Here is a 20,268-nt window from a genome sequence, read left to right as displayed (position 1 = left end):
TCTCCTGCAACGCCGGAAATGGCGTCTGCTTGGGAGACCAATGGGCGGGGTGGTTTATTCCGCCCGACGACCAAAAAGTCATTCACAGTGCCGTGATGGCGCAATGGCCCGATGCCAAGCCGGCGCTGGAAGGCACTGGCTCGACCACGTTCTGGCGATATCTAGTCCGGCCAGCGCAAGGCCCCGGCGGACTGCTTGCGAGCGGGTTTCATCGCATCCGCGGGCCGATCGGCAGCACTCAGCACCGCCCGCAGGCTTTCGGCGACGATCTCCGCCTCGCCGGGATGAAGATTGCATGGGTCGAGGAAGAAGTGACCGCGCTCGACCTCGTGGTTGCGCACGATGATGGGGGGCGAGCCCGCCGCCAGCGCCGAGGCAAGGCCGGCGGCGGTGAACCTGCTTTCAGGCGTAACAAACACCTGCAGGCGGTCGAGCGGATTGGCGGTCGGATCGGGAATGATATGCGCGGCGATACCAGGCAGTCCTTGCAATGCGTCTTTCCACAGATGCAGGGCGGCTTCCTCCCGCTGACGGATGCCGGCATGGTCGCGCCGCTCCCAGGCTTCCAGGGCCGCCATGGTGCCGGCAATGCTTTCCTTGCCCACCTTCATCGCCCGCGCAACGCCACGATTCTGGAGATAGGCGGCCCGCACCAGATCCTTGCGCCCCGTCACGATGCCGCTTGTCGGTCCGCTGAGGAACTTGTGCCCGCTATAGACGACGATATCGGCGCCGCGTGCGAGAAAGCCGCGCAGGTCGTATTCGGAGGCGGCGTCGACGATCACCGGCACGCCCTTGGCGTGGCAGATCTCGCAGAACTCCTCGAGCGAAAGCATGCCGTATTGCACCGTGTGATGCGCAACTACGTAGAGGCCGGCCGCGGTGCGGTCGCGGATCGCGTCGCGCACATGATAATCCTGCGTCACGCTGACCGTGCCGGCGGGTATCGTCTTCGCCCCGGCCAACCGGATCGACTGGTCGATCGGCGCGCCGTAATTGACGATGTGACCGAGCTGGACGATGACCTCCGACTTGAGGCCCTCAGTGTCGTCCGGCAGCCGCTCGATCGCAAGAAGGCTGGTTCCGGTCATCGCGCCGGCAATCGCCATGGTTATGCCGCTGGCGCAGCACGCGGTGATGAAGCCGGCCTCGCCGCCGGTGAGGCGTGCAATCACAGTACTTGCGGCGCGCTGCAGATCGTCCATCTCGACCCATTGCGAGGCGATTTCCGACATTGCGGCAATCGCTTCTGGCACGATGATCGAAGCGCCGAGCGCCGTCATCGTACCGGAAACGTTGATGATCGGGCGAAGGCCAAGCCGTTCGCGGATTGTCGTGTTGGAACGGTCAGCGGCATAGGTCGTCATCTCTGCAGATCCTGTTCGAACGATTTCAGGCGATCTCGACGACCGCCTCGATTTCAACTGTGATGTTGCCCGGCAGCGAGCCGACACCGATTGCCGAGCGGGCATGTCCGCCGATCTTATCAAAGACGGCCGCGAAAAGATCGGAACAGCCATTCACCACCTTGGGGTGCTCGCTGAATGTCGGCGTCGCATTGACAAAGCCAAGCAGCTTGACGACGCGCACGACGCGGCCGAGGTCGCCGGCCGCCGCATGCATGACCGCGAGCAGGTTCAGGCCGGTCAGACGCGCATGATCATAGGCCTCTTCAACGCTGACGTCGTCGCCGACCTTGCCGGTGCAGAGCGCGCCATCGGCGCGCAACGGCCCCTGGCCGGAGAGGAAGATCAGCCGTCCGCTCTCGGCATAGGTGACGAAGTTGGCGATGGGCTTCGGCGGCTCGGGCAGTGTCAGGCCCAATTCCGCGAGCCGGATGTAAGGCGTCATAAAAGCTCCTTGCGACAGCTTTCGCCGTCCGATGTCAAAAATGCGAGGCGCGAAATCGCGCCAGGAAGCTGCGAAGGCGTTCATTGTCGAAGCCCGCCGCCAGAATCTCGGCGGGTGGTCCGACGGCGCTGACGCCGCCGTCCGCCATGAAAACGATGCGGCTCGATGCATCGCGTGCAAAAGCCATCTCATGCGTGACCATCAGCATCGTCATGCCGTCTTCGGCGAGGCTGCGAACGACCTCGAGCACCTCGCCAACCAGTTCGGGGTCGAGCGCCGAAGTTATCTCGTCGAGAAGCAGTATCTTCGGCTCCATCGCCACGGCGCGGGCGATGCCGACGCGCTGCTGTTGGCCGCCGGACAACTCGGCCGGCAGGCTATCGGCCTTGTGGGCGAGGCCGACCCGGCCGAGCCAGTGCTCGGCAATGGTGCGGGCCTCGGCATTGCTCTTGCCGCGCACCTTGCGCAGGCCAAGCATGATGTTGCCGGCGGCAGTCAAATGCGGAAACAGATTGAAGCTCTGGAACACCATTCCGGTCTCGGCTCGCATCGCCGCCAGGTCGCGCTCGCTGCGTCGCTGGCGTGTTCCCGTCTCGCGATAGCCGACCTCCTTGCCATCGATACGGATCGAGCCGCTGTCGTAGCTCTCCAGGAAGTTGACGCAGCGCAGCAGCGTGGTCTTGCCGCTGCCGGAAGGGCCGATGACAGTCACCACCTCGCCGCGTGTCACCTTGAGACTGACCGAGCGCAGGACCTCGACGGATCCAAAGGCTTTGGAAACGTCGGAGACATCGAGAAGTGCCGGATTCTGGTGCGAGGCATTGGACATCTTGCTATTCCCGGATGAAGGAGAAACGCTGCTCCAGCCGCCGGCTGGCCAAGGAGAGGGCGTAGTTGACGGCGAAGTAGACGAGCGCACCGAGAATGTAGAGCGGCATCGCCTCATAGGTGCGGCCGATGACCTGGTTGATTGCCTGCATCAGGTCGGTGATGCCGAGCAGCGAGACCAGCGCGCTGCCCTTCACCGCGTCGGTCACGCCATTGATCCAGGGTGGCAGGAACCGCCTGAACGCCTGCGGAAAAATGACGTAGGCCAGCCGCTGACGAAAGGTCAGTCCGATCGCCATCGCCGCCTCGGACTGACCCTTGGGAATCGAGCCGACGGCGCCCCTCAGATATTCGACCACTTGTGCGGTCTTGAAGAGGGTGAGGGCGAGTACGGCCGCCCAAAAGGATTCCAGATGCAGCCCCACCGCGGGCAGGCCGTAATAGACGAAGAAGATCAGCACCAGGATCGGAATGCCGCGTATGGTGTCGCTGAAGATGCGCACTGCCCAGCGCAGCGGAGCCGGACCGTAGACAAGGCCGACGCCCATCAGCACGCCGGCGATGAGCGATAGCACCACGACCAGCAGCGACACCCACAAGGTCACGGCAAAGCCTTCGGCGAGGAACGGCAAGGCGTAAATGATCTGGCTCAGCATCTCAGCGCGCCGCCTTGAACCGGCGCTCGACCAGCCGCAACGCGAAAAGCAGCGCATAGCCGGTCAGCAGGTACATCGCCGTCACCACCAGATAGACCTCGACAATGCGGAACGTGTTGAAGTTGATCCACTGGGCGCCGTAGGTGAGCTCGGGTACCGAGATGACCGATGCCACGGACGTGTCCTTGAAGAGCGATATGAATGTGTTGGAAAGCGCCGGCAGGGTTATGCGCAGCATCGTCGGCAGGCGCACGTGGAGCAGCCTTTGCCATGGCGTCAGGCCGATTGCCTTGCCGGCGTCGAGCTGTCCGCGCGGCACCGCCTCGAGCCCCGAGCGAAACACCTCGACCAGGTAGGCGCCGCTGTATAGCGATAGCGTGGCAACAAATGAGGTTTGCGCACTGTAGGCAATGTCGACCACCGTCGGCAGGCCGTAGAAGACCAGATAGACGAGCAGGATCAGCGGCACGTTGCGGATGAACTCGACATAGGCCGCGATGATGGTCCGCACCGCACGTCCGGCCGATACGTACCAGACCGCCAGAACGAGCCCGATGACGATGCCGATCGCGATCGAGATGACGGCCAGTTCGAGGCTTAACAGCAGTCCGCCCCAGAGCTTGTCGAAATGCCGCCAGATCAGGTTGAAGTTGAGGGTATAACCCATGCATCCCCGTCATAGAGGGCTGTGATGAGAGGGGGGCGGAAGGACGTTTGTCCTTCCGCCTGCTTGCATCAGATGACCGGGAAACCGGGATGGCGGGCCGGCGGCTCCTGTCCGAAATAATCCTTGAACGCAGCGTCGTAGAGTGCCGTTTCATGGCCGAACATGGCGATGGTGAAGGTCTGGTTGACGAAGGTCAGCCAGTCGAGGTCGCCCTGCCGCAGTGCGGCGCCATAAAGCATCGAGAACCAGCTCTTGCCGGCATCGAAGTATTTGTCCGGATTGCGCGAGGCGAGCCAGCGGACCGTTGACAGATCAACCGCGGCAGCGTCGACGCGCTTGGATTCCAGGGCCTGCAGCACGTTGGCCTGCGTGTCTATCTGCATCACCTGCGACTCCGGCAGCACGATATGCACATTTGCCTCGGCATCGACGTTTTGCAGGATGGAAATCCGGGTCGCCGAACCGGCGGCAAGCAGCTTGTCGAAGGTCTTGTTTTCGGCGTTCGGAAGGGTCAGCAAGGCGATGCCTTCGACGTAGTAGGGCCTGGAGAAGTGGATCAGCTGCGAGCGCTGGGCGGTCATGGTCATGAACTGGATGGTGATGTCGACCTTGTTGGTGGTCACGTTCGGAATGCGCTGAGCCGGATCCTGCATGACGAATTCGACTTTGGTCGGGTCGTCGAAGAGCCCCTTGGCGAGAATGCGACCCATGGTGATGTCCATGCCCACCAGTTCGCCGGCGTCGTTCTCGAAATGCCAGGGCGCATTGGTGCTGCCGGTGCCGACGATCACCTTGCCGCGCTCGAGGACGGTGCGCAGCAGGCTGTCCGGCGCTGCCTGGGCCGTCGCTTTCTGAACGTCGACCGCGGTAGCGGCGCTCATCACTCCGGCCGTTGCAAGCCCGGCCATTCCCAGTTTCAGAAATTCACGTCTTTTGGATGTGTCGTTCACGGCGACCTCCTTTCGTGTTGTGTTCCCCTTTGGACCAGCGATACAGGCATCGGTTGCAACTGATGTAATTGTCTCTTACAAGAGACGCCTGTACTCTGTACAAGACAGATTAACATCAGGGATCGATAATGCAAGATGGCAATGCATTGGCCGCTCGACCGGACGTCGGACTGGACGAAGACAAGACCTCGGGCTCTCGGGAGAAGGGTCTCAACCGGGTTCTCCAGATTTTGGAGTTTCTCCACACGACCCAGCGCGCGATCGGCGTTGGCGACCTTGCCAAAGGAGTGAACGCGCCGCGTTCGACGACTTATACGCTGGTGCGCTCGCTGGTCGACGCAGGCCTGCTTGAGATGGCCGGAGACGGCAATCGGGTCTATTTCGGAAAGAAGCTTTATCTCTACGGAATGGACTATGTGCGGGGCAACGACCTGCTCAGGCGAGGGCGCCAGGAAGTCGACCATCTGTCGCGCGAGACCGGCGAGACCTCGGAGCTGTGCATGCTGCAAAGCGGCCGCTACACCATCGTCCATTCAAGCCCGGGAACGAGGCCATTCAGGATCAGTTCGGCGACGGGTCTGCAAATACCGCTTCCCTGGACAGCTTCCGGGCGGCTGCTCCTCGCCGGATTCGACAGGGCGGCGATCGAGGATATGGTCTCGGAAGACGATCTCGTGCTGCCGGACGGCCGCAGGTTGCGGCTCGACGATTTCATAGCCGACATCGCCGTCGCCAAGTCGGCCGGCTACTGCGTCACCTCGGGCCTTGTCGATGCCTATACGAAATGCCTGGCCGCGCCGGTTTTTTCAGCGCCGGGCAGGGTCGAGGCGACGATGTGCCTGGTGGTTCCGATCGATACTTCGAGGGAAAAGACCGACGATCTGATAGCGCTGTTGCGCGAGCGCGCCGCACGGCTTTCGATCGCGGCATAGCGCTTTTCCAGCAGGCCGTCGCCGGCATTCGTTCAAGCAATAATGTCTGGAATGATCTTGTCTTCCAGCGCCATCAGCCTGTCCTTCAGGAAAAGCTTCTTTTTCTTCATGCGCTGGATCTGCAGCGGGTCGCAATTCATGGCGATCATCGCATTGATGGCCGCGTCGAAATCGGCGTGTTCCTGCTTCAGCCGGGAATATTCGAGGCGGATATCCGCCTGTTCCTGATCGGACATTTTTACCGTCTGCACGTCTGCGGCGCCCAAACACTGGGCCTGATTGGGCGGGACCGGGGCCTTCTTGCACCGGCGCGCAGCCCATACCACATTTCACATTGTCGTGGAATGCTACCACGCAGCATTCGACATCGGTGCTCGATGGTGGCACACTGTCATTATGCCGTCACAGAAGCGAGCCTGCGGTGGACGTGCCTTGGCGGCTGCAATCGAGGAAACCATGAAAGGGAGAACCAATCATGTCTCTTGCATCCCATCTTGATGAGCTGCAGCGGAAACACGGCGACATCGAACGGGAAATCGACGATGCGATGGCCCATCCATCGGTAGACGACCTCGAAATCGTGAATCTCAAGCGGCGCAAGCTGGCGCTCAAGGACGAGATTGAAAAACTGAAGGCGAAACCGACGACGCACTGAAGCCCTTCCAGGACTAGAAGCGCGCGCCGCCCGGCGCGCGTCTCTTTCCGGTGGCCTATCGCTATGCTGCCGGAAACGCTCGTGGATTTGCGGCAAGCTGCCGTCTTGTCATTTTCCGATTTGCTAGGCCTGCGCGCCAGTCGCCATTGACAAGCCATCTTTGCTCCTCCACCTCATGCCCGGACCTTCAAGATTAAAGGCAGCCGGCATGACCGGATATTTTTCCTCACCCTTCCCACGCCGCAGGTCGGTCGGTGTCGATGTCGGCGGCGTGATTGTCGGCGGCGGCGCGCCGGTCGTCGTCCAGTCAATGACCAACACCGACACGGCCGATGTCGATCAGACGGTCGCACAGGTGGCGGCGCTGCATCGCGCCGGCTCCGAGATCGTGCGCATAACCGTCGATCGCGACGAAAGCGCTGCCGCCGTGCCGGCCATCCGCGAGCGGCTGGAACGACTCGGCATCGACGTGCCGCTGGTCGGCGATTTCCATTATATCGGCCACAAGCTCCTGGCCGACCACCCGGCCTGCGCCGAGGCACTGGCTAAATACCGCATCAATCCCGGCAATGTCGGCTTCAAGGACAAGAAAGACCGGCAGTTCGCCGCGATCGTCGAGATGGCGATCCGATACGACAAACCGGTGCGCATCGGCGTCAATTGGGGTTCGCTCGACCAGGAGCTGCTGACCCGGCTGATGGACGACAACCAGGCCCAGGGCTTTCCGCTGACCGCCCAGGAAGTGACGCGCGAGGCAATCGTGCGGTCGGCAATCCTGTCGGCCGAAACGGCTGAAGAGATCGGCCTTGCCCGCGAGAAAATCATCCTGTCAGCCAAGGTCAGCGGCGTGCAGGATCTGATCGCCGTCTACACCGAGCTTGCCACCCGTTCCGACCATGCGCTGCACCTCGGCTTGACGGAGGCGGGCATGGGCTCGAAAGGCATCGTCGCCTCGTCCGCGGCCATGGGTATCCTGCTTCAGCAGGGCATTGGCGACACCATCCGCATCTCGCTGACGCCGGAGCCAAACGGCGACCGCACGCGCGAGGTGCAGGTGTCGCAGGAGCTGTTGCAGACCATGGGCTTCCGGCAGTTCGTGCCGATCGTCGCCGCCTGCCCGGGCTGCGGGCGCACAACTTCGACCGTGTTCCAGGAGCTTGCCCAGAACATCCAGGCCGACCTGCGCAAGAACATGCCGGTGTGGCGCGAACAATATCCCGGCGTCGAGAACCTCAAGGTCGCGGTGATGGGTTGCATCGTCAACGGTCCGGGCGAATCCAAACACGCCGATATCGGCATTTCGCTGCCCGGCACCGGTGAGACGCCGACCGCCCCGGTGTTCGTCGACGGCAAGAAGGCGGCGACCCTGCGCGGCCCGTCGATCGCCGCGGATTTCGAGAAAATGGTTTCCGACTACATCGAACGGCGGTTTGGGCAACACGGCAAAGCCGCGGCGGAGTAGTTCGATGCGGCGTTTGCTTGGGGCGACGCTGGTTGTCATTTCCGGGCTAGGCTGGGCGGCGGCCGTCCAGGCCGATCCGCCGCGGCCCGCCAAGCAGAAGCTGATCGATCGAGTTTGCGATCTTATCGAGACGCATGCCGACCAGAACGGTCTGCCCCGGGATTTCTTTGCCCGGCTGATCTGGAAGGAGAGTCGTTTCGATCCCAACGCGGTCAGCCCCGTCGGCGCGGAGGGTATCGCCCAATTCATGCCGGGTACCGCCAAGATGCGCGGGCTCGCCAATTCGTTCGATATCGAGCAGGCTATCCCGGCCTCGGCAAAATATCTCGCCGAAATGAAGACCGGCTTTGGCAATCTGGGCCTCGCCGCAGCTGCATACAATGCCGGCGAGAGCCGGGTGACGCGCTGGCTGAATTCCGGCGGATTCCTCCCGATGGAGACCGAAAGCTACGTCCTGGACGTCATGGGCGAGCCGGCCGACAGGTTCACCGATGCCGCCTACGCCGGCGTCATCCGGCCGCTCGACAAGAAGGCGAGTTTCGCTGCCGCTTGCCGCGAGCTGCCGGTGATCATGTCCAGGACCGTGCCGATGTCGTCGATCAACATCAAGCCGTGGGGCGTGCAGGTGGCCGGCAATTTCCGTCGCGCCGCGGCGCTCAATCAGTGGCTGAGAGTGAAAAGCCGGTTCCCGGCACTGCTTGCCGGCCACGATCCGGTGGTCAGCCGGGTGCGTACCCCGATCGGCAGGCGCGGCATCTATGCCGTGCGGATCGGCGCCGATAGCAGAGCCAAGGCCGACACGATTTGCGACAAGCTGCAAAGCGTCGGCGGCGCCTGCATCGTGGTGCGCAACCGGTAAGGCCATATGTCGGTGCGTTTCTCGCCATTGCTGCCATCTTGCTCCCCGTGGGCACTTCGTCCTCGACACGTGAATCATATTTTCGGCGAACCGTTAGCCAGGTCTTGCATCGTCGTCGATGCGGGGTAAGGTCCCCGCGATTTTTCGCGAAAGGGATCAGCATGGCCGGCTTCAAGACACTGGACGACATCGGCAATATCAGCGGCAAGCGTGTGCTGGTGCGTGTCGACCTCAACGTTCCCGTCACCGAGGGCAAGGTCACCGACGCCACCCGTATCGAGCGCATTGCACCGACCATCGCCGAGCTTTCCGGCAAGGGCGCCAAGGTCATCCTGCTTGCCCATTTCGGCCGGCCCAAGGATGGACCGGTGCCCGAATTCTCGCTCGAGCCGATTGCCAGGGCGACGGCGGACGTGCTCGGCCGCCCCGTCGGCTTTGCCGCCGACTGCATCGGCGACAAGGCCGCAAATGCCGTTGCTGCCATGAACGGCGGCGACGTGCTGCTGCTCGAGAACACCCGCTTCCACAAGGGCGAGGAGAAGAACGACCCGGCCTTCACCGAAAAGCTCGCTGCTAACGGCGACATCTTCGTCAACGACGCCTTCTCTGCTGCGCACCGTGCCCATTCGTCGACAGAAGGGCTGGCGCATGTGCTGCCGGCCTTCGCTGGGCGCACCATGCAGGCCGAACTCGATGCGCTGGAAAAGGGGCTTGGCAATCCCGCCCGCCCGGTTGTCGCCATCGTCGGCGGCGCCAAAGTCTCGACCAAGATCGACCTGTTGATGAACCTGGTGAAGAAGGTCGACGCGCTGGTCATCGGCGGCGGCATGGCCAATACGTTTCTAGCGGCGCGCGGCACCGACGTCGGGAAATCCTTGTGCGAGCATGATCTCGCGACCACCGCCAAGCAGATCATGATCGAGGCGGCCGAGGCCGGCTGCGCCATCATCCTGCCCGCCGACGGCGTCGTCGCCAGGGAGTTCAGGGCCGGCGCCGCCAACGAGACCGTCGCCATAGCAGACGTGCCGGCCGACGGCATGATCCTCGATGTCGGCGCAAAAACCGTGAAGACCATTGCCGAATGGATCGACCGCGCCGCGACGCTGGTCTGGAACGGGCCGCTCGGCGCCTTCGAAATCGAGCCATTCGACCACGCAACGGTGGCGACGGCCAGGCACGCGGCAGCGCGCACCAAGGCCGGCAGACTGGTCTCGGTCGCTGGCGGCGGCGACACGGTGGCGGCGCTCAACCATGCCGGCGTCAGCGATGATTTTACTTATGTATCGACGGCCGGCGGCGCTTTCCTCGAATGGATGGAAGGCAAGCCGTTGCCCGGCGTCGACGTCTTGAAGCGCTGAGCGCGACCGCAAGAGCAGGGCGAAGGAGTGCGCCCGCGCCTTTCAATCGATTCGCGCTTGTTTGACGAAATGGTTCGACTTGAACCTGCGTGGCTCTGGTGGTCTGCTGGGCGCGGATCAATTCTTTCAGGAGAAGCACGATGAACGAACGTCTCGAGGACATTGCCGCCGCGATGGTGGCCGACGGCAAAGGCTTGCTGGCGGCCGACGAAAGCTCCGGCACCATCAAGAAACGCTTCGACGTCATCGGCGTCGAGTCGACCGCCGACAGCCGGCGCGACTATCGCGAGATGATGTTCCGCGCCAGCGAGGCAATGACCAAATACATTTCCGGCGTCATCCTCTATGACGAGACCATCCACCAGAAGGCCGCCGACGGCACGCCGCTGGTCGACATCATCAAGGCATCAGGCGCCATCCCCGGCATCAAGGTCGACGCCGGCGCCAAGCCTCTGGCCGGCTTTCCCGGCGACACCATCACCGAAGGCCTGGACGGCCTGCGCGAACGCCTCGCCGACTATTACAAGCTCGGCGCCCGCTTTGCCAAATGGCGCGCGGTGATCGACATCGATGTTTCCAAGGGCGTGCCTTCCGCCACCTCGATCGGCTCGAACGCCCATGCGCTCGCCCGTTACGCCGCACTTTGCCAGGAAGCCGGCATCGTGCCGATCGTCGAGCCGGAGGTGCTGATGGACGGTGCCCACGACATCGACACGTGCTACGAGATCAGCAAGGCGACACTGACAAAGTTGTACACCGAGCTCTATGCGGCCCGCGTCGCGCTCGAAGGCACCATCCTGAAACCGAACATGGTCCTCGCCGGCAAGAAATCGGGCAAGGTCAGCAGCCCGGAGGAAGTTGCCGAAAGGACCATAAAACTGTTCCGCGAGACGGTGCCGGCGGCGATTGGAGGCATCGCCTTCCTTTCGGGCGGACAATCGGACGAGGAGGCGACCGCCAACCTCAATGCCATCAACGCCATCGGCCCGCATCCGTGGAAGCTGACCTTCTCCTATGGCCGCGCCTTGCAGGCCGCTCCGCAGAAGGCCTGGGGCGGCAAGGCAGCGAACGTCGCCGCCGCGCAGGCCGCCTTCGCCCATCGCGCCCACATGAATCATCTGGCAGCGCTTGGACAATGGCAGCCGAAGCTTGAGCAAGCCGCCTGACCGAAGACATCTTGCGTTTCTCCCGACCCGGGCCACGTGCCCGGGTTTTTGTTTGAAAGCAGCAAGGGCTGCAATTTTCCTGCAACTGAAATGCAGCCCGGTGTCGGTATTGCTCGCTGCCGAACGTCCTCCGTGAAAAGAGGAGCAGACCTATGCCAAACAACAAGATCGTTTCGCAGGAAGACTGGTTTCAGGCGCACAAGGCGCATCTGGCGCGCGAAAAGGAATTGACGCGCTTTCGCGATCGTGTCGCCGCCGAACGCCGCGAATTGCCGTGGCTGAAGATCCGCAAGGACTACGTCTTCGAGACCGAGCAAGGGCCAAAGAAACTGCCCGACCTGTTTGGCGGCAACAGCCAGCTGATCGTCTACCATTTCATGTTCGGGCCGGGCGCCGATTATCGCTGCGAAGGCTGCTCATTCCTTGCCGATCATATCGACGGCGCCAACCAGCATCTCAGGCACCACGATGTCTCACTTGTCGTGGTAGCGCGGGCGCCATTGGCCGAATTGCTGCCCTACAAGCAGCGTATGGGATGGAAATTCGACTGGGTGTCGTCCTACGCCTCGGACTTCAACTTCGATATGCAGGTGTCATTCACGGACAAGCAGATCGCGGCCGGCGATACGACCTACAATTTCGAGCGGCGTGCGCGAAACTCGAAAGACCTTCCTGGCGCCAGCGTATTCTATCGCGACGAGAAGGGCGACATCTTCCTGACCTTCGTCTTGCGCTCCCGAGGCGGCGATCCGCTGATCGGCGCCTATCATTATCTCGACCTGACGCCGAAGGGTCGCAACGAAACCGGCCCGCATCATAGCCTCGTCGACTGGGTGCGGCTGCATGACGAGTACGAAGATCAATCCGGGACACATGACTGCTGCCATTGAGGCGACAAGGGTGCCACTGTAAGGTCGTTCACCTCCAATGCAACATGCGCTAAGTGCTGTTCGCTACGCCCTAAAAGGGACTTGCCATGCGGCGCTTTCCGACCCTTCTCACCTGGCTCGCCTTTCCGGTCTATGTCTGGCAAGGACTTGGCGTGCGTCGCCGCACCACCCGCATGCTGCCGGCACAAGGTCCGGTCATGCACGAGACATCTGGCCTGACGCCAGCAATCTCGGTTCTGGTGCTTGGCGATTCCTCCGCCGCCTCGGTAGGCATCGGCAATTCCGAAAACGGATTGGCCGCGCAACTGGCCGTTCTGATTGCGCAACGCACCGGCCGCATCGTGCGCTGGCGGTCAGCCGGCTTCAACTCGGCAACCTCCGGCCAGATCCGCGATCATGTGCTGCCCAATCTATCGGCCGATCCGTGGACGCATATCGTGCTGGCCATCGGCACCAACGACACCAAGAATTTTCATTCGGTACCGCGGTTCAAGCGCGAGTTTGGCGGCCTGCTTTACGCGCTGCGCGCCAAATGGCCGGAGGCGCGCGTCGTGTGGTCGCCGGTGCTGGAGTTCACCCGGGCGCCGGCAATGCCGCCGCTGCTCGGCAAGATTCTCGAAATCCGTGCCGTCGAAATGAACCGGATGGGCGCGCGCCTTTGCCTCGAGCGCGGCGCCATACCGGCGCCCCGCCTGCCGATCACCGATGCCGAGGCCGGCTTTGCGTCGGATGGATTTCATGCTTCGGAAGCCGGCTACCGAGCCTGGGCGGAACATCTGGTCAGCCTGGTGCTCGGCAACGAACCGGGCGTCGCGTAGCGGGCCGCCGGCACTAAAGCGCGTCGCGTTCGATTGGCCTCATCCGACGCGCTTCAGGTACTGTTTCCATGCATGTCGTTGTCGCAAAACCGCTGCACACGTTTGCGCGACATGCATCACGTCCAGTGCCCGAGCACCGCCGTAATCGAAATCGCCGCCATCGCCAGCAGCGCCAGCTTCCAGAAATCGCTGCGCCGCTTCAGTCCGGGCCAGCCGAGCGGCTTGATGAGCTGGATGACCATCATGGCGATGATGACGAGCGCGAGAAGTTTCGACATGCAGCCTTTGATCAGCATCGCGGCTGGCTGTCAAAGCGGCTCCGCGATCGCCGTCTTTCCAGTGCGGCAGGCCTCTTTTCAGCACTGCCTTGTCACTTCGATGGATAAATCGGAACGCCGGTCATGAGAGCCGCACCCTCCTGACAGACTGCTGTCAGCAGGGGTGTGCGATAGTGCCTGCATCGAAAGAGAGGAGACCAGCCATGAACGGCATTACCATTCTGCGTAGCGTGCAGCACTATGTCGGCAAGATCCGGACGATCCGCAATGAGATCCGCACCCAGCGATTCATGAACACCCTGCCGGCGGACATCCGCAAGGATATTGGTTGGCCGGACATGTATGGCGACCGCCGCAATGGCAGCAATTGAGGCAAGCTTTCTGCGTGGCGTTTGGATGCGACCTGGCGACGAGCTGAAATGGGCATGCTGAAGCCTCCTGACAGTATGGTGTCAGGAGGCTCGTGCCATAGTGCGATGGCCGCCGAAGCCGGATGGCCGAGAGGACGATCGATGAAAAGCTGGAACGACAGGCTGAACACGCCTGGCCTCAACGGCATAAGACCGTCGCCACGCACCATCGGCGACGTCGTCGAAGGCCAGCCGATGCTGGTTCCTACAGCTCGCCAGGTCCATGCATTCATCCGCTCCATCCCCGAAGGCATGGACGTGGATATCCGCGCTTTGCGCACCGCTCTCGCCATCGAGCACGATGCCGAGATGGCATGTCCGGTCACCATCGGCTATCATCTGCGCACCGTCGCCGAGGCCGCCAACGAGGATCTTGAGCGTGGTATGGCGCTGGGCGACGTTGCGCCGTTCTGGCGGGTGGTCGACGCAAGCACGCCGACAACGAAGAAACTGTCCTTCGGCGCGGCCTTCGTCGCCGCGCAGCGCAAGCGCGAAGGGCTGGAACGATAGACGCCGAGGGACCATACGATGCGCCGCGCCGACAGGCTCTTCCAGATCGTGCAGCATCTGCGTGGTGGTCGTCTGGTCACCGCCCAGAAGCTGGGCACGTGGCTCGAGGTTTCCGAGCGGACGATCTATCGCGACATCGCAGACCTGCAGTCGACCGGCGTGCCGATCGACGGCGAGGCCGGTGTCGGCTACATGATGAGGGAGGGTTTCGACCTTCCGCCGCTGATGTTCACGCGTGACGAGATCGTCGCGCTGGTCGCCGGCGCCCGCATGGTGCGCGCCTTTGGCGGCGCGGCCATGGCGCGAGCCGCCGACGAGGCGCTGGTCAAGATAGGCGCCGTGTTGCCCGACGCCGAAAAGGACCGCATCGCCCGTACCGAGATCCACACGCCGATGTGGGTGGTAAGCGATGCCGCCCGCGAAGCCATCGACCTGATCGAGCGGTCCATCGAGAAACGTCAGGTGCTGACCATCGACTATTCGGATGAGGCCGGCCGCAGCACCGCGCGCGACATCCGCCCGCTCGGCCTGTGGTTCTGGGGCAAGGTGTGGACCTTGGTCGCCTGGTGTGAGATGCGCGGCGATTTCCGCGCCTTCCGCATCGACCGCATCGCCTCGGTGGTCATCGCCGGCCGCACCTTCAAGCCGGAGCGCGGCAAGCAGCTCGCCGATTTCTATCGCGCGGTGGAGCGCAGCGAGGATTACGGCATGGCGCCGGACCGGGCGGCGCGAAGCTGACACGGAAGATCACAAAAAAGCCCGCTTGAAAGCGGTCTCAGACCGCTGACAAACCCCGCCGATTCGGCCGGCTTGAAAGCGGGCGTTTTGTTTTGGATGCGAAATGCCTACTCCTCTTCGTCGGCATCCTTGTCCTTCGACTTTAGCGCCGAAAGCTTGGCGAAGACGGCGTTGGCGTCGAGTTCCCGGTCCTCGTCTTTCGGCTTTTCCGGCGCCGGCACCAGTCGTTCGGTCAAGGCGGCCGGCAGCAGCGTATCGCCGACCGGCTGCGCCTGCTCACGGCCGCGCGAGGCGCGGTTGATTTCCATATCGAGGTCGATCTGCGACGTCAGGCCGAGTGTCACTGGATCCATCGGCTGGAGATTGGCGGAGTTCCAGTGCTTTCTGTCGCGGATCTGGTCGATCGTCGACTTCGTTGTGCCGACAAGGCGGGCAATCTGCGCATCCTTGAGCTCGGGATGGTTGCGCACCAGCCAGAGGATGGCGTTGGGCCGGTCCTGGCGCTTCGACAGCGGCGTGTAGCGCGGACCCTTGCGTTTGGATTCCGGCACCCGCACCTTGGGATCGGAGAGCTTCAGCCGGTGGTTGGCGTCCTTCTCGGCGCGCGCGATCTCGTCGCGAGTGAGCTGGCCGGTCATGATCGGGTCCATGCCCTTGATGCCTTGCGCCGACTCGCCGTCGGCGATCGCCTTGACCTCAAGCGGATGCAGTCCGCAGAACTGCGCGATCTGCTCGAAGGAAAGCGCTGTGTTGTCAACCAGCCAGACGGCGGTCGCCTTTGGCATCAGCAGCGTATTGGCCATTACAAAAATCCTTCTCGTTCGCCCGCGTTCCCGCGCGGGCGGTGGTTTAGAGCCACCAAATGGGAAAATCGCGGTCTATATAACCGCTCGCTCGCCGTTTCGCAATGTTTTTGGCAGGCGCGCGTCAAGGACGGCACGGCAGCGCGACCAGCAGACCGCGAAGGGTCGGCAGATGACGCCATGCAGTCGAAAGCTTCAAAAAGACAAAGCCCGCCAGACCAAGGTCGGGCGGGCTCGGAACCGGCGACGGAAATCCGTCTGCTGCGGCTCTGGCTTCTAAAGCTTGATCCCGAACCGCGGCTCGGCGTTGCGGAAAAGCAACGCCCGGTCTTCGGGCGGGATCGTGCTCGAGATCAAAGCCCTTGGCGGGCGATTCTCTCGATGTCGCCGCGGTTGATGCCGAGGTCGTTGAGCTGACGAGCGTTCAGCCGGTTCAGTTCGCGCACGGTTTCGTTGTACATGCGCCAGTTACGGAAAGCGCGGATCGGGTTCATGGTAGTCCTCCATCGTTTCGATGCCGCGTAAGTAGGCATCGGCGATGAAAAATTGAACAGACGCTTTTGCATGGCCGCAATGCGTTTGTTGCATTGCACCATTAAGCTTTCGTTCAGTCTGTTTGCCGGTCGTCAGGCGACATCGAGCACAATCTTGCCGATGTGCTCACCCTCCTCCATCCGCTCATGCGCCCGCCAGGCTTCCTTGAGCGGGAAGATCGTGTCCATCACCGGCGCAACCTTGCGCGTGCCGAGCAGCGGCCAAACCTGCGCCTCCAGTGCCGCCGCGACTGCCGCCTTGAACTCCACGGTGCGTGGCCGGAGCAGCGATCCCGTGTGCACGAGCCGCTTTGCCATGATCTTGAAGAAATCGGCGCTCGCCACCGCTCCGCCCTGCGTCGCGATCTGGACGATGCGGCCTTCCATGGCTGCAGCCTCATAGTTCCGCGCCACATAGTCGCCGCCGACCATGTCGAGGATGACATTGGCGCCCTTGCCGCCGGTTGCCTCCTTGACTGCGGCGACGAAGTCCTCCTCGCGGTAGTTGATCGCCCGGTCGGCGCCGAGCTTGAGGCAGGCGTCGCATTTCTCCTTGCTGCCGGCGGTGGTGACGACATAGGCGCCGAAAGCGGCAGCAAGCTGGATCGCCGTGGTGCCGATACCCGACGAGCCGCCATGCACGAGCAGGGTCTCGCCGCTCTTCAGGCCGCCGCGCTCGAAGACATTGTGCCAAACAGTGAAGTAGTTCTCCGGCAACGCCGCCGCTTCGGTGTAGGTAAAGCCGGCGGGCAGCGGCAGCACGCTGCCGGCGTGCACTCTGACATATTCGGCATAGCCGCCGCCCGCCGTCAGCGCACAGACCCGATCGCCGACGCGCCAGCGCGATATCTCATCACCAAGGGCAGCGACTTCGCCTGCTGCTTCCAGGCCCGGCAGATCCGACGCTCCCGGCGGTGGCGGATAGGCGCCCTTGCGCTGTTGCACGTCCGGCCGGTTGACGCCGGCGGCCCGCACCCGGATCAGGATCTCGCCGGGACCGGGAACCGGTACGTCGCGGGTTTCCGCTTTCAGCACCCGCGGCCCGCCCGGTTCCGATATGGCGATCGCCATCATCTTCGCCGGAATTTTCTGTGCGTTCGCCATGAATTTTCCCGTCGTGCTCCGCCGGTTTCTCGTGCCAGCTCTTGCCCGCCATTTGCATCCATACCCTTGCCCTATGTATGCTCATTGGCAAATCAGGCAAATGGGCAATCACGGAGGAGCGACGATGGCGATCTTCGACGACGAACCCAAGAAGAAAGCGCGCCCGCACGAGATCGGGCAGGATCTGTCGCTGCTTTCCGTCGATGAATTGTCCGAACGGATCGGCATCCTGCGCGACGAGATCGCCCGGCTGGAAGCCGAGCTCAAGACCAAGGGCTCGACCAAGTCGGCGGCAGAGGCGCTGTTTCGCCGTGGGTAGTTACTGCGGGTAATTCCAAAAGCTCGGGCACGCCGCCGAAAAGCCCGAATGCCGCTGTCTCCAGACTTGTGCCCTAAACCCCAGCCGGATTGAAAAATGTTCGCAAGCTACAGACCGATCCTCTCGCTGCTGCGCGGCACCGCGTTCCTGTTGGCGGCATCCGGACTGCACGGTCTGCTGTTGCCGCTGCGCGGCCAGGTGGAGGGCTTCTCGACGGCATCGCTCGGCCTGATGGGCACGGCTTGGGCCGGCGGCTTCGTCACCGGCTGCTTCTTTGCGCCACGCATCGTGCGCCGCGCCGGTCATGTCAGGGCTTTCGGCGCCTTTGCCGCATCGGGAGCGATCGTCGCACTGCTCACCGGCCTGATCATCGACGAATATACCTGGATCCTGCTGCGCGCCTTCACCGGCTTCACCATGGCCGGCGCCTTCATGGTCATCGAAAGCTGGCTCAACGAGAAGGCCACCAACGAAAACCGCGGCACCGTCTTCGGCCTCTACATGATGGTCACCTATGCCTCGATCATGGGCGGTCAGATGATCGTTGCCGGCGGCGATGTGAGATCGGCGTCGCTGTTCATGATCACCGGCATTCTGTTCTGCCTGTCGCTGATCCCGACGGCGGTCTCGACGGCGTCTCACCCCAAGCCGCTGCAGGACGTGTCGCTTGACGTCAAGGGGCTCTACGTCAATTCGCCGGTGTCGGCGATCGCTTGCGTGCTGATCGGCATCGCCAACGGCGCCTGGGGTACACTTGGTGCCGTCTATGGAGCGCGCATCGGCATCTCGACAGCCGAGATCGCGCTGATGATGAGCCTCGTGGTCATCGCCGGCGCTGCCATGCAGCTTCCGGCCGGGCGGCTCTCCGACACGACGGACCGTCGTTTCGTGCTGGCGGGCGCGGCCTTCGGCGCTGCGCTGTTTGCCATCGCCATCTTCCTGTTCGAACCGCGCTCCGGCGTCTTCGTCATCGTCTGCACCGCCGCCTACGGCGCCTTCGCCTACACGCTCTATTCGATCGCGGTGGCGCATGCCAATGACCATGCGCGATCGGAGGACTTCGTCAAAGTGTCGGGCGGCCTGCTGCTGCTTTATGGCTTCGGCACGATGATCGGTCCGCTGGTGGCCGCCGGCCTGATGGGCTGGATGCGCCCTGAGGGGCTGTTCCTGGCCACTGCGCTCGCGCATCTCAGCCTGGCTGGCTATACGCTGCTGCGCATCAGCCGTCGCGCGCCGGTGCCGATCGAAGGCCGCGATGCCTTCAAGACCCAGCCCGCCGATCGCTCGGTGACGCCGGAAGCGTTGCGGCTCGACCCGCGCAGAAAAGCTGAAGCCGACAGTTGAGATTCGAGGCGCTTTGCCCCACAAATAAGGCATGATGCTTTCCGACGCCTTCATGGCGATTGCCGATCCCAACCGGCGCCATCTCTTGGAAGAGCTCCGGCGCGGACCGAAGACCGTCAACGAATTGGCATCCGGCTTGCCGGTATCCCGCCCGGCCGTTTCGCAGCACCTGAAGGTGCTGCTTGATGCGGGGTTGGTCAACGCCAAGCCGGAAGGCACCAGGCGCGTCTATACGGTCAGCAATGCCGGCTTCCTGAAGCTCAACATCTGGCTCGACCAGTTCTGGGATGCGGAGCAGCTCGGTTCATCCGGAAGCTGAGGGCGTCGTCAGCACGTCGGCAACTATGCAGCTTCAGGCCTTAAGCAATTCCAGGAAAAGTGTGAAACGGTTTTCCGTCCGGAATTGCGCAAAAACAAAGAGATAGAGCGGTCCGGCGTTTCCATGAAACGATGAACCACTCTAGCCATTGTTGTAGGGGAAGAGCTTGAAATAAGGCTGCGCTTCCTCGATCACACGGGCAACCGAGGGGCGTTGCAGCAACCGGTCGTGATAGCGCCTGACCGCAGGATATTCGTCTCCGAACGGCTCGACCTTGTTGGCGTAGAACAGCGCGGGGGCGGCAGCGCAGTCGGCCATGGTGAAGCTCGCGCCCGCCGCCCATATCCTCGACTGCATGTCCTGTTCAATGATGGCGTAGGAGCTGCGCAGCTGGGCGCGGGCCTGCTCGACGCCGAACGGATCGGTCTTGCCCTCCGGCCGCAGCCGGTCGCCAACGATCTTCTGCATCGGTTCCTGGACGTAGAAGTCATAGAAGCGGTCGGCGAGCCGGGTCTGGCGAGCGAGATCAAAATCGGCGGGGATCAGTTCGACCGGTCCAGGATAATACGCGTTGAGATATTCGATGACGATCGTCGATTCCGGCACGGTCCGGTCCAGCGCTTCATCGCGCAGCACCGGCATCTTGCCGAGCGGCCACAATTTCAGAAACGCCGCGCGCGACTGTTCATTGCCGAGATCGACAACGACGGATGTGAATGGCGTGCCGTTCTCATAGAGCGCGATCAGCGGTTTCCAGCAGAAGGAGGCCAGTGGATGAAGGTGCATAATCAGGGACATTGTTTGTCGTTCCTTGGGTG

Annotated in this window: 26 protein-coding genes; 14 read left to right on the top strand and 12 right to left on the bottom strand. The window is 62.7% G+C overall.

Going from position 1 to position 20,268, the window contains the following annotated elements:
• Positions 1-161: 161 nt before the first annotated feature.
• From NKJ13_RS13115 to NKJ13_RS13090, 6 genes are all read right to left on the bottom strand, one after another.
• Positions 162-1,367 (bottom strand): aminotransferase class V-fold PLP-dependent enzyme, encoded by a 1,206-nt coding sequence (locus NKJ13_RS13115; protein WP_352739613.1) that lies wholly within the window; start codon positions 1,365-1,367, stop codon positions 162-164.
• A 25-nt stretch (positions 1,368-1,392) separates the two neighbouring features.
• A complete protein-coding gene (locus tag NKJ13_RS13110) occupies positions 1,393-1,851 on the bottom strand; it encodes a RidA family protein (RefSeq protein ID WP_352704295.1) in 459 nt (152 codons plus the stop codon).
• Between the two features lie 34 nt (positions 1,852-1,885).
• Positions 1,886-2,680 carry an amino acid ABC transporter ATP-binding protein gene (locus NKJ13_RS13105; RefSeq protein ID WP_352739611.1) on the bottom strand — a complete coding sequence of 265 codons (795 nt, stop codon included), beginning with the start codon at positions 2,678-2,680 and terminating at the stop codon, positions 1,886-1,888.
• 4 nt (positions 2,681-2,684) lie between these two features.
• On the bottom strand, positions 2,685-3,335 hold the full coding sequence (locus NKJ13_RS13100) for an amino acid ABC transporter permease (protein ID WP_254816526.1): 651 nt from the start codon (positions 3,333-3,335) through the stop codon (positions 2,685-2,687).
• Between the two features lies 1 nt (position 3,336).
• The gene (locus NKJ13_RS13095; RefSeq protein WP_254816527.1) at positions 3,337-4,002 is read right to left on the bottom strand and encodes an amino acid ABC transporter permease; all 666 of its coding nucleotides are present in this window, start codon (positions 4,000-4,002) and stop codon (positions 3,337-3,339) included.
• A 68-nt stretch (positions 4,003-4,070) separates the two neighbouring features.
• On the bottom strand, positions 4,071-4,952 hold the full coding sequence (locus NKJ13_RS13090) for a transporter substrate-binding protein (RefSeq protein WP_352739609.1): 882 nt from the start codon (positions 4,950-4,952) through the stop codon (positions 4,071-4,073).
• A gap of 128 nt (positions 4,953-5,080) precedes the next feature.
• Between NKJ13_RS13090 and NKJ13_RS13085 the strand changes: the two genes are divergently transcribed.
• Positions 5,081-5,884: an IclR family transcriptional regulator gene (locus NKJ13_RS13085; protein WP_352704297.1), complete on the top strand. Its 804-nt coding sequence runs from the start codon at positions 5,081-5,083 to the stop codon at positions 5,882-5,884.
• A gap of 32 nt (positions 5,885-5,916) precedes the next feature.
• Here the strand turns inward: NKJ13_RS13085 and NKJ13_RS13080 are convergent, their stop codons facing one another.
• A complete protein-coding gene (locus NKJ13_RS13080; protein ID WP_023678480.1) occupies positions 5,917-6,120 on the bottom strand; it encodes a YdcH family protein in 204 nt (67 codons plus the stop codon).
• A 239-nt stretch (positions 6,121-6,359) separates the two neighbouring features.
• Here NKJ13_RS13080 and NKJ13_RS13075 point away from each other — a divergent pair, with 239 nt between their 5' ends.
• The 7 genes from NKJ13_RS13075 (at position 6,360) to NKJ13_RS13045 (ending at position 13,092) form a co-directional block, all read left to right on the top strand.
• Positions 6,360-6,539 carry a YdcH family protein gene (locus tag NKJ13_RS13075; RefSeq protein WP_254816530.1) on the top strand — a complete coding sequence of 60 codons (180 nt, stop codon included), beginning with the start codon at positions 6,360-6,362 and terminating at the stop codon, positions 6,537-6,539.
• Positions 6,540-6,747: 208 nt separating this feature from the next.
• The gene (gene ispG, locus NKJ13_RS13070) at positions 6,748-8,001 is read left to right on the top strand and encodes a flavodoxin-dependent (E)-4-hydroxy-3-methylbut-2-enyl-diphosphate synthase (RefSeq protein ID WP_352739607.1); all 1,254 of its coding nucleotides are present in this window, start codon (positions 6,748-6,750) and stop codon (positions 7,999-8,001) included.
• A 4-nt stretch (positions 8,002-8,005) separates the two neighbouring features.
• Entirely contained in the window at positions 8,006-8,860 is an 855-nt protein-coding gene (locus NKJ13_RS13065) for a transglycosylase SLT domain-containing protein (protein WP_352739605.1), read from the top strand.
• Between the two features lie 161 nt (positions 8,861-9,021).
• Positions 9,022-10,218: a phosphoglycerate kinase gene (locus tag NKJ13_RS13060; RefSeq protein WP_352777835.1), complete on the top strand. Its 1,197-nt coding sequence runs from the start codon at positions 9,022-9,024 to the stop codon at positions 10,216-10,218.
• A gap of 140 nt (positions 10,219-10,358) precedes the next feature.
• Positions 10,359-11,384, top strand: coding sequence for a class I fructose-bisphosphate aldolase (locus NKJ13_RS13055; protein ID WP_352739602.1), 1,026 nt, complete (start codon positions 10,359-10,361; stop codon positions 11,382-11,384).
• 152 nt (positions 11,385-11,536) lie between these two features.
• Positions 11,537-12,274 carry a DUF899 domain-containing protein gene (locus NKJ13_RS13050; RefSeq protein ID WP_254816535.1) on the top strand — a complete coding sequence of 246 codons (738 nt, stop codon included), beginning with the start codon at positions 11,537-11,539 and terminating at the stop codon, positions 12,272-12,274.
• Between the two features lie 86 nt (positions 12,275-12,360).
• Complete coding sequence (locus NKJ13_RS13045; RefSeq protein ID WP_352739600.1) at positions 12,361-13,092, top strand: SGNH/GDSL hydrolase family protein; 732 nt, start codon at positions 12,361-12,363, stop codon at positions 13,090-13,092.
• Positions 13,093-13,208: 116 nt separating this feature from the next.
• On the opposite strand, the gene NKJ13_RS13040 is transcribed toward NKJ13_RS13045, so the two are convergent.
• Positions 13,209-13,370 (bottom strand): hypothetical protein, encoded by a 162-nt coding sequence (locus tag NKJ13_RS13040; protein ID WP_008873884.1) that lies wholly within the window; start codon positions 13,368-13,370, stop codon positions 13,209-13,211.
• A 203-nt stretch (positions 13,371-13,573) separates the two neighbouring features.
• Between NKJ13_RS13040 and NKJ13_RS13035 the strand changes: the two genes are divergently transcribed.
• From NKJ13_RS13035 to NKJ13_RS13025, 3 genes are all read left to right on the top strand, one after another.
• The gene (locus NKJ13_RS13035) at positions 13,574-13,741 is read left to right on the top strand and encodes a hypothetical protein (RefSeq protein WP_352505002.1); all 168 of its coding nucleotides are present in this window, start codon (positions 13,574-13,576) and stop codon (positions 13,739-13,741) included.
• Positions 13,742-13,882: 141 nt separating this feature from the next.
• On the top strand, positions 13,883-14,290 hold the full coding sequence (locus tag NKJ13_RS13030) for a hypothetical protein (protein WP_352505003.1): 408 nt from the start codon (positions 13,883-13,885) through the stop codon (positions 14,288-14,290).
• An 18-nt stretch (positions 14,291-14,308) separates the two neighbouring features.
• The gene (locus tag NKJ13_RS13025) at positions 14,309-15,028 is read left to right on the top strand and encodes a helix-turn-helix transcriptional regulator (RefSeq protein ID WP_023678491.1); all 720 of its coding nucleotides are present in this window, start codon (positions 14,309-14,311) and stop codon (positions 15,026-15,028) included.
• A gap of 107 nt (positions 15,029-15,135) precedes the next feature.
• Here NKJ13_RS13025 and NKJ13_RS13020 read toward each other — a convergent pair whose 3' ends face one another.
• From NKJ13_RS13020 to NKJ13_RS13010, 3 genes are all read right to left on the bottom strand, one after another.
• The gene (locus tag NKJ13_RS13020; protein WP_023678492.1) at positions 15,136-15,831 is read right to left on the bottom strand and encodes a DUF1013 domain-containing protein; all 696 of its coding nucleotides are present in this window, start codon (positions 15,829-15,831) and stop codon (positions 15,136-15,138) included.
• 353 nt (positions 15,832-16,184) lie between these two features.
• A complete protein-coding gene (locus NKJ13_RS13015; RefSeq protein ID WP_023720976.1) occupies positions 16,185-16,325 on the bottom strand; it encodes a DUF1127 domain-containing protein in 141 nt (46 codons plus the stop codon).
• A gap of 132 nt (positions 16,326-16,457) precedes the next feature.
• Positions 16,458-17,468 carry an NAD(P)H-quinone oxidoreductase gene (locus tag NKJ13_RS13010; RefSeq protein ID WP_352452476.1) on the bottom strand — a complete coding sequence of 337 codons (1,011 nt, stop codon included), beginning with the start codon at positions 17,466-17,468 and terminating at the stop codon, positions 16,458-16,460.
• 124 nt (positions 17,469-17,592) lie between these two features.
• On the opposite strand from NKJ13_RS13010, the gene NKJ13_RS13005 reads away from it, so the two are divergent.
• From NKJ13_RS13005 to NKJ13_RS12995, 3 genes are all read left to right on the top strand, one after another.
• Positions 17,593-17,787, top strand: coding sequence for a DUF1192 domain-containing protein (locus tag NKJ13_RS13005; RefSeq protein ID WP_023678495.1), 195 nt, complete (start codon positions 17,593-17,595; stop codon positions 17,785-17,787).
• A gap of 96 nt (positions 17,788-17,883) precedes the next feature.
• Positions 17,884-19,131 (top strand): MFS transporter, encoded by a 1,248-nt coding sequence (locus NKJ13_RS13000; protein ID WP_023678496.1) that lies wholly within the window; start codon positions 17,884-17,886, stop codon positions 19,129-19,131.
• A 31-nt stretch (positions 19,132-19,162) separates the two neighbouring features.
• Positions 19,163-19,450, top strand: coding sequence for an ArsR/SmtB family transcription factor (locus tag NKJ13_RS12995; RefSeq protein ID WP_254816544.1), 288 nt, complete (start codon positions 19,163-19,165; stop codon positions 19,448-19,450).
• A gap of 141 nt (positions 19,451-19,591) precedes the next feature.
• Here the strand turns inward: NKJ13_RS12995 and NKJ13_RS12990 are convergent, their stop codons facing one another.
• Positions 19,592-20,248, bottom strand: a complete 657-nt coding sequence (locus tag NKJ13_RS12990; protein WP_352739598.1) for a glutathione S-transferase family protein — start codon at positions 20,246-20,248, stop codon at positions 19,592-19,594.
• Positions 20,249-20,268: the final 20 nt, after the last annotated feature.

Origin of the sequence: Mesorhizobium sp. M0174 (genome assembly GCF_040322275.1) — a bacterium.
GTDB lineage: Bacteria > Pseudomonadota > Alphaproteobacteria > Rhizobiales > Rhizobiaceae > Mesorhizobium.
This window is presented reverse-complemented; position numbering and strand designations above follow the sequence as displayed.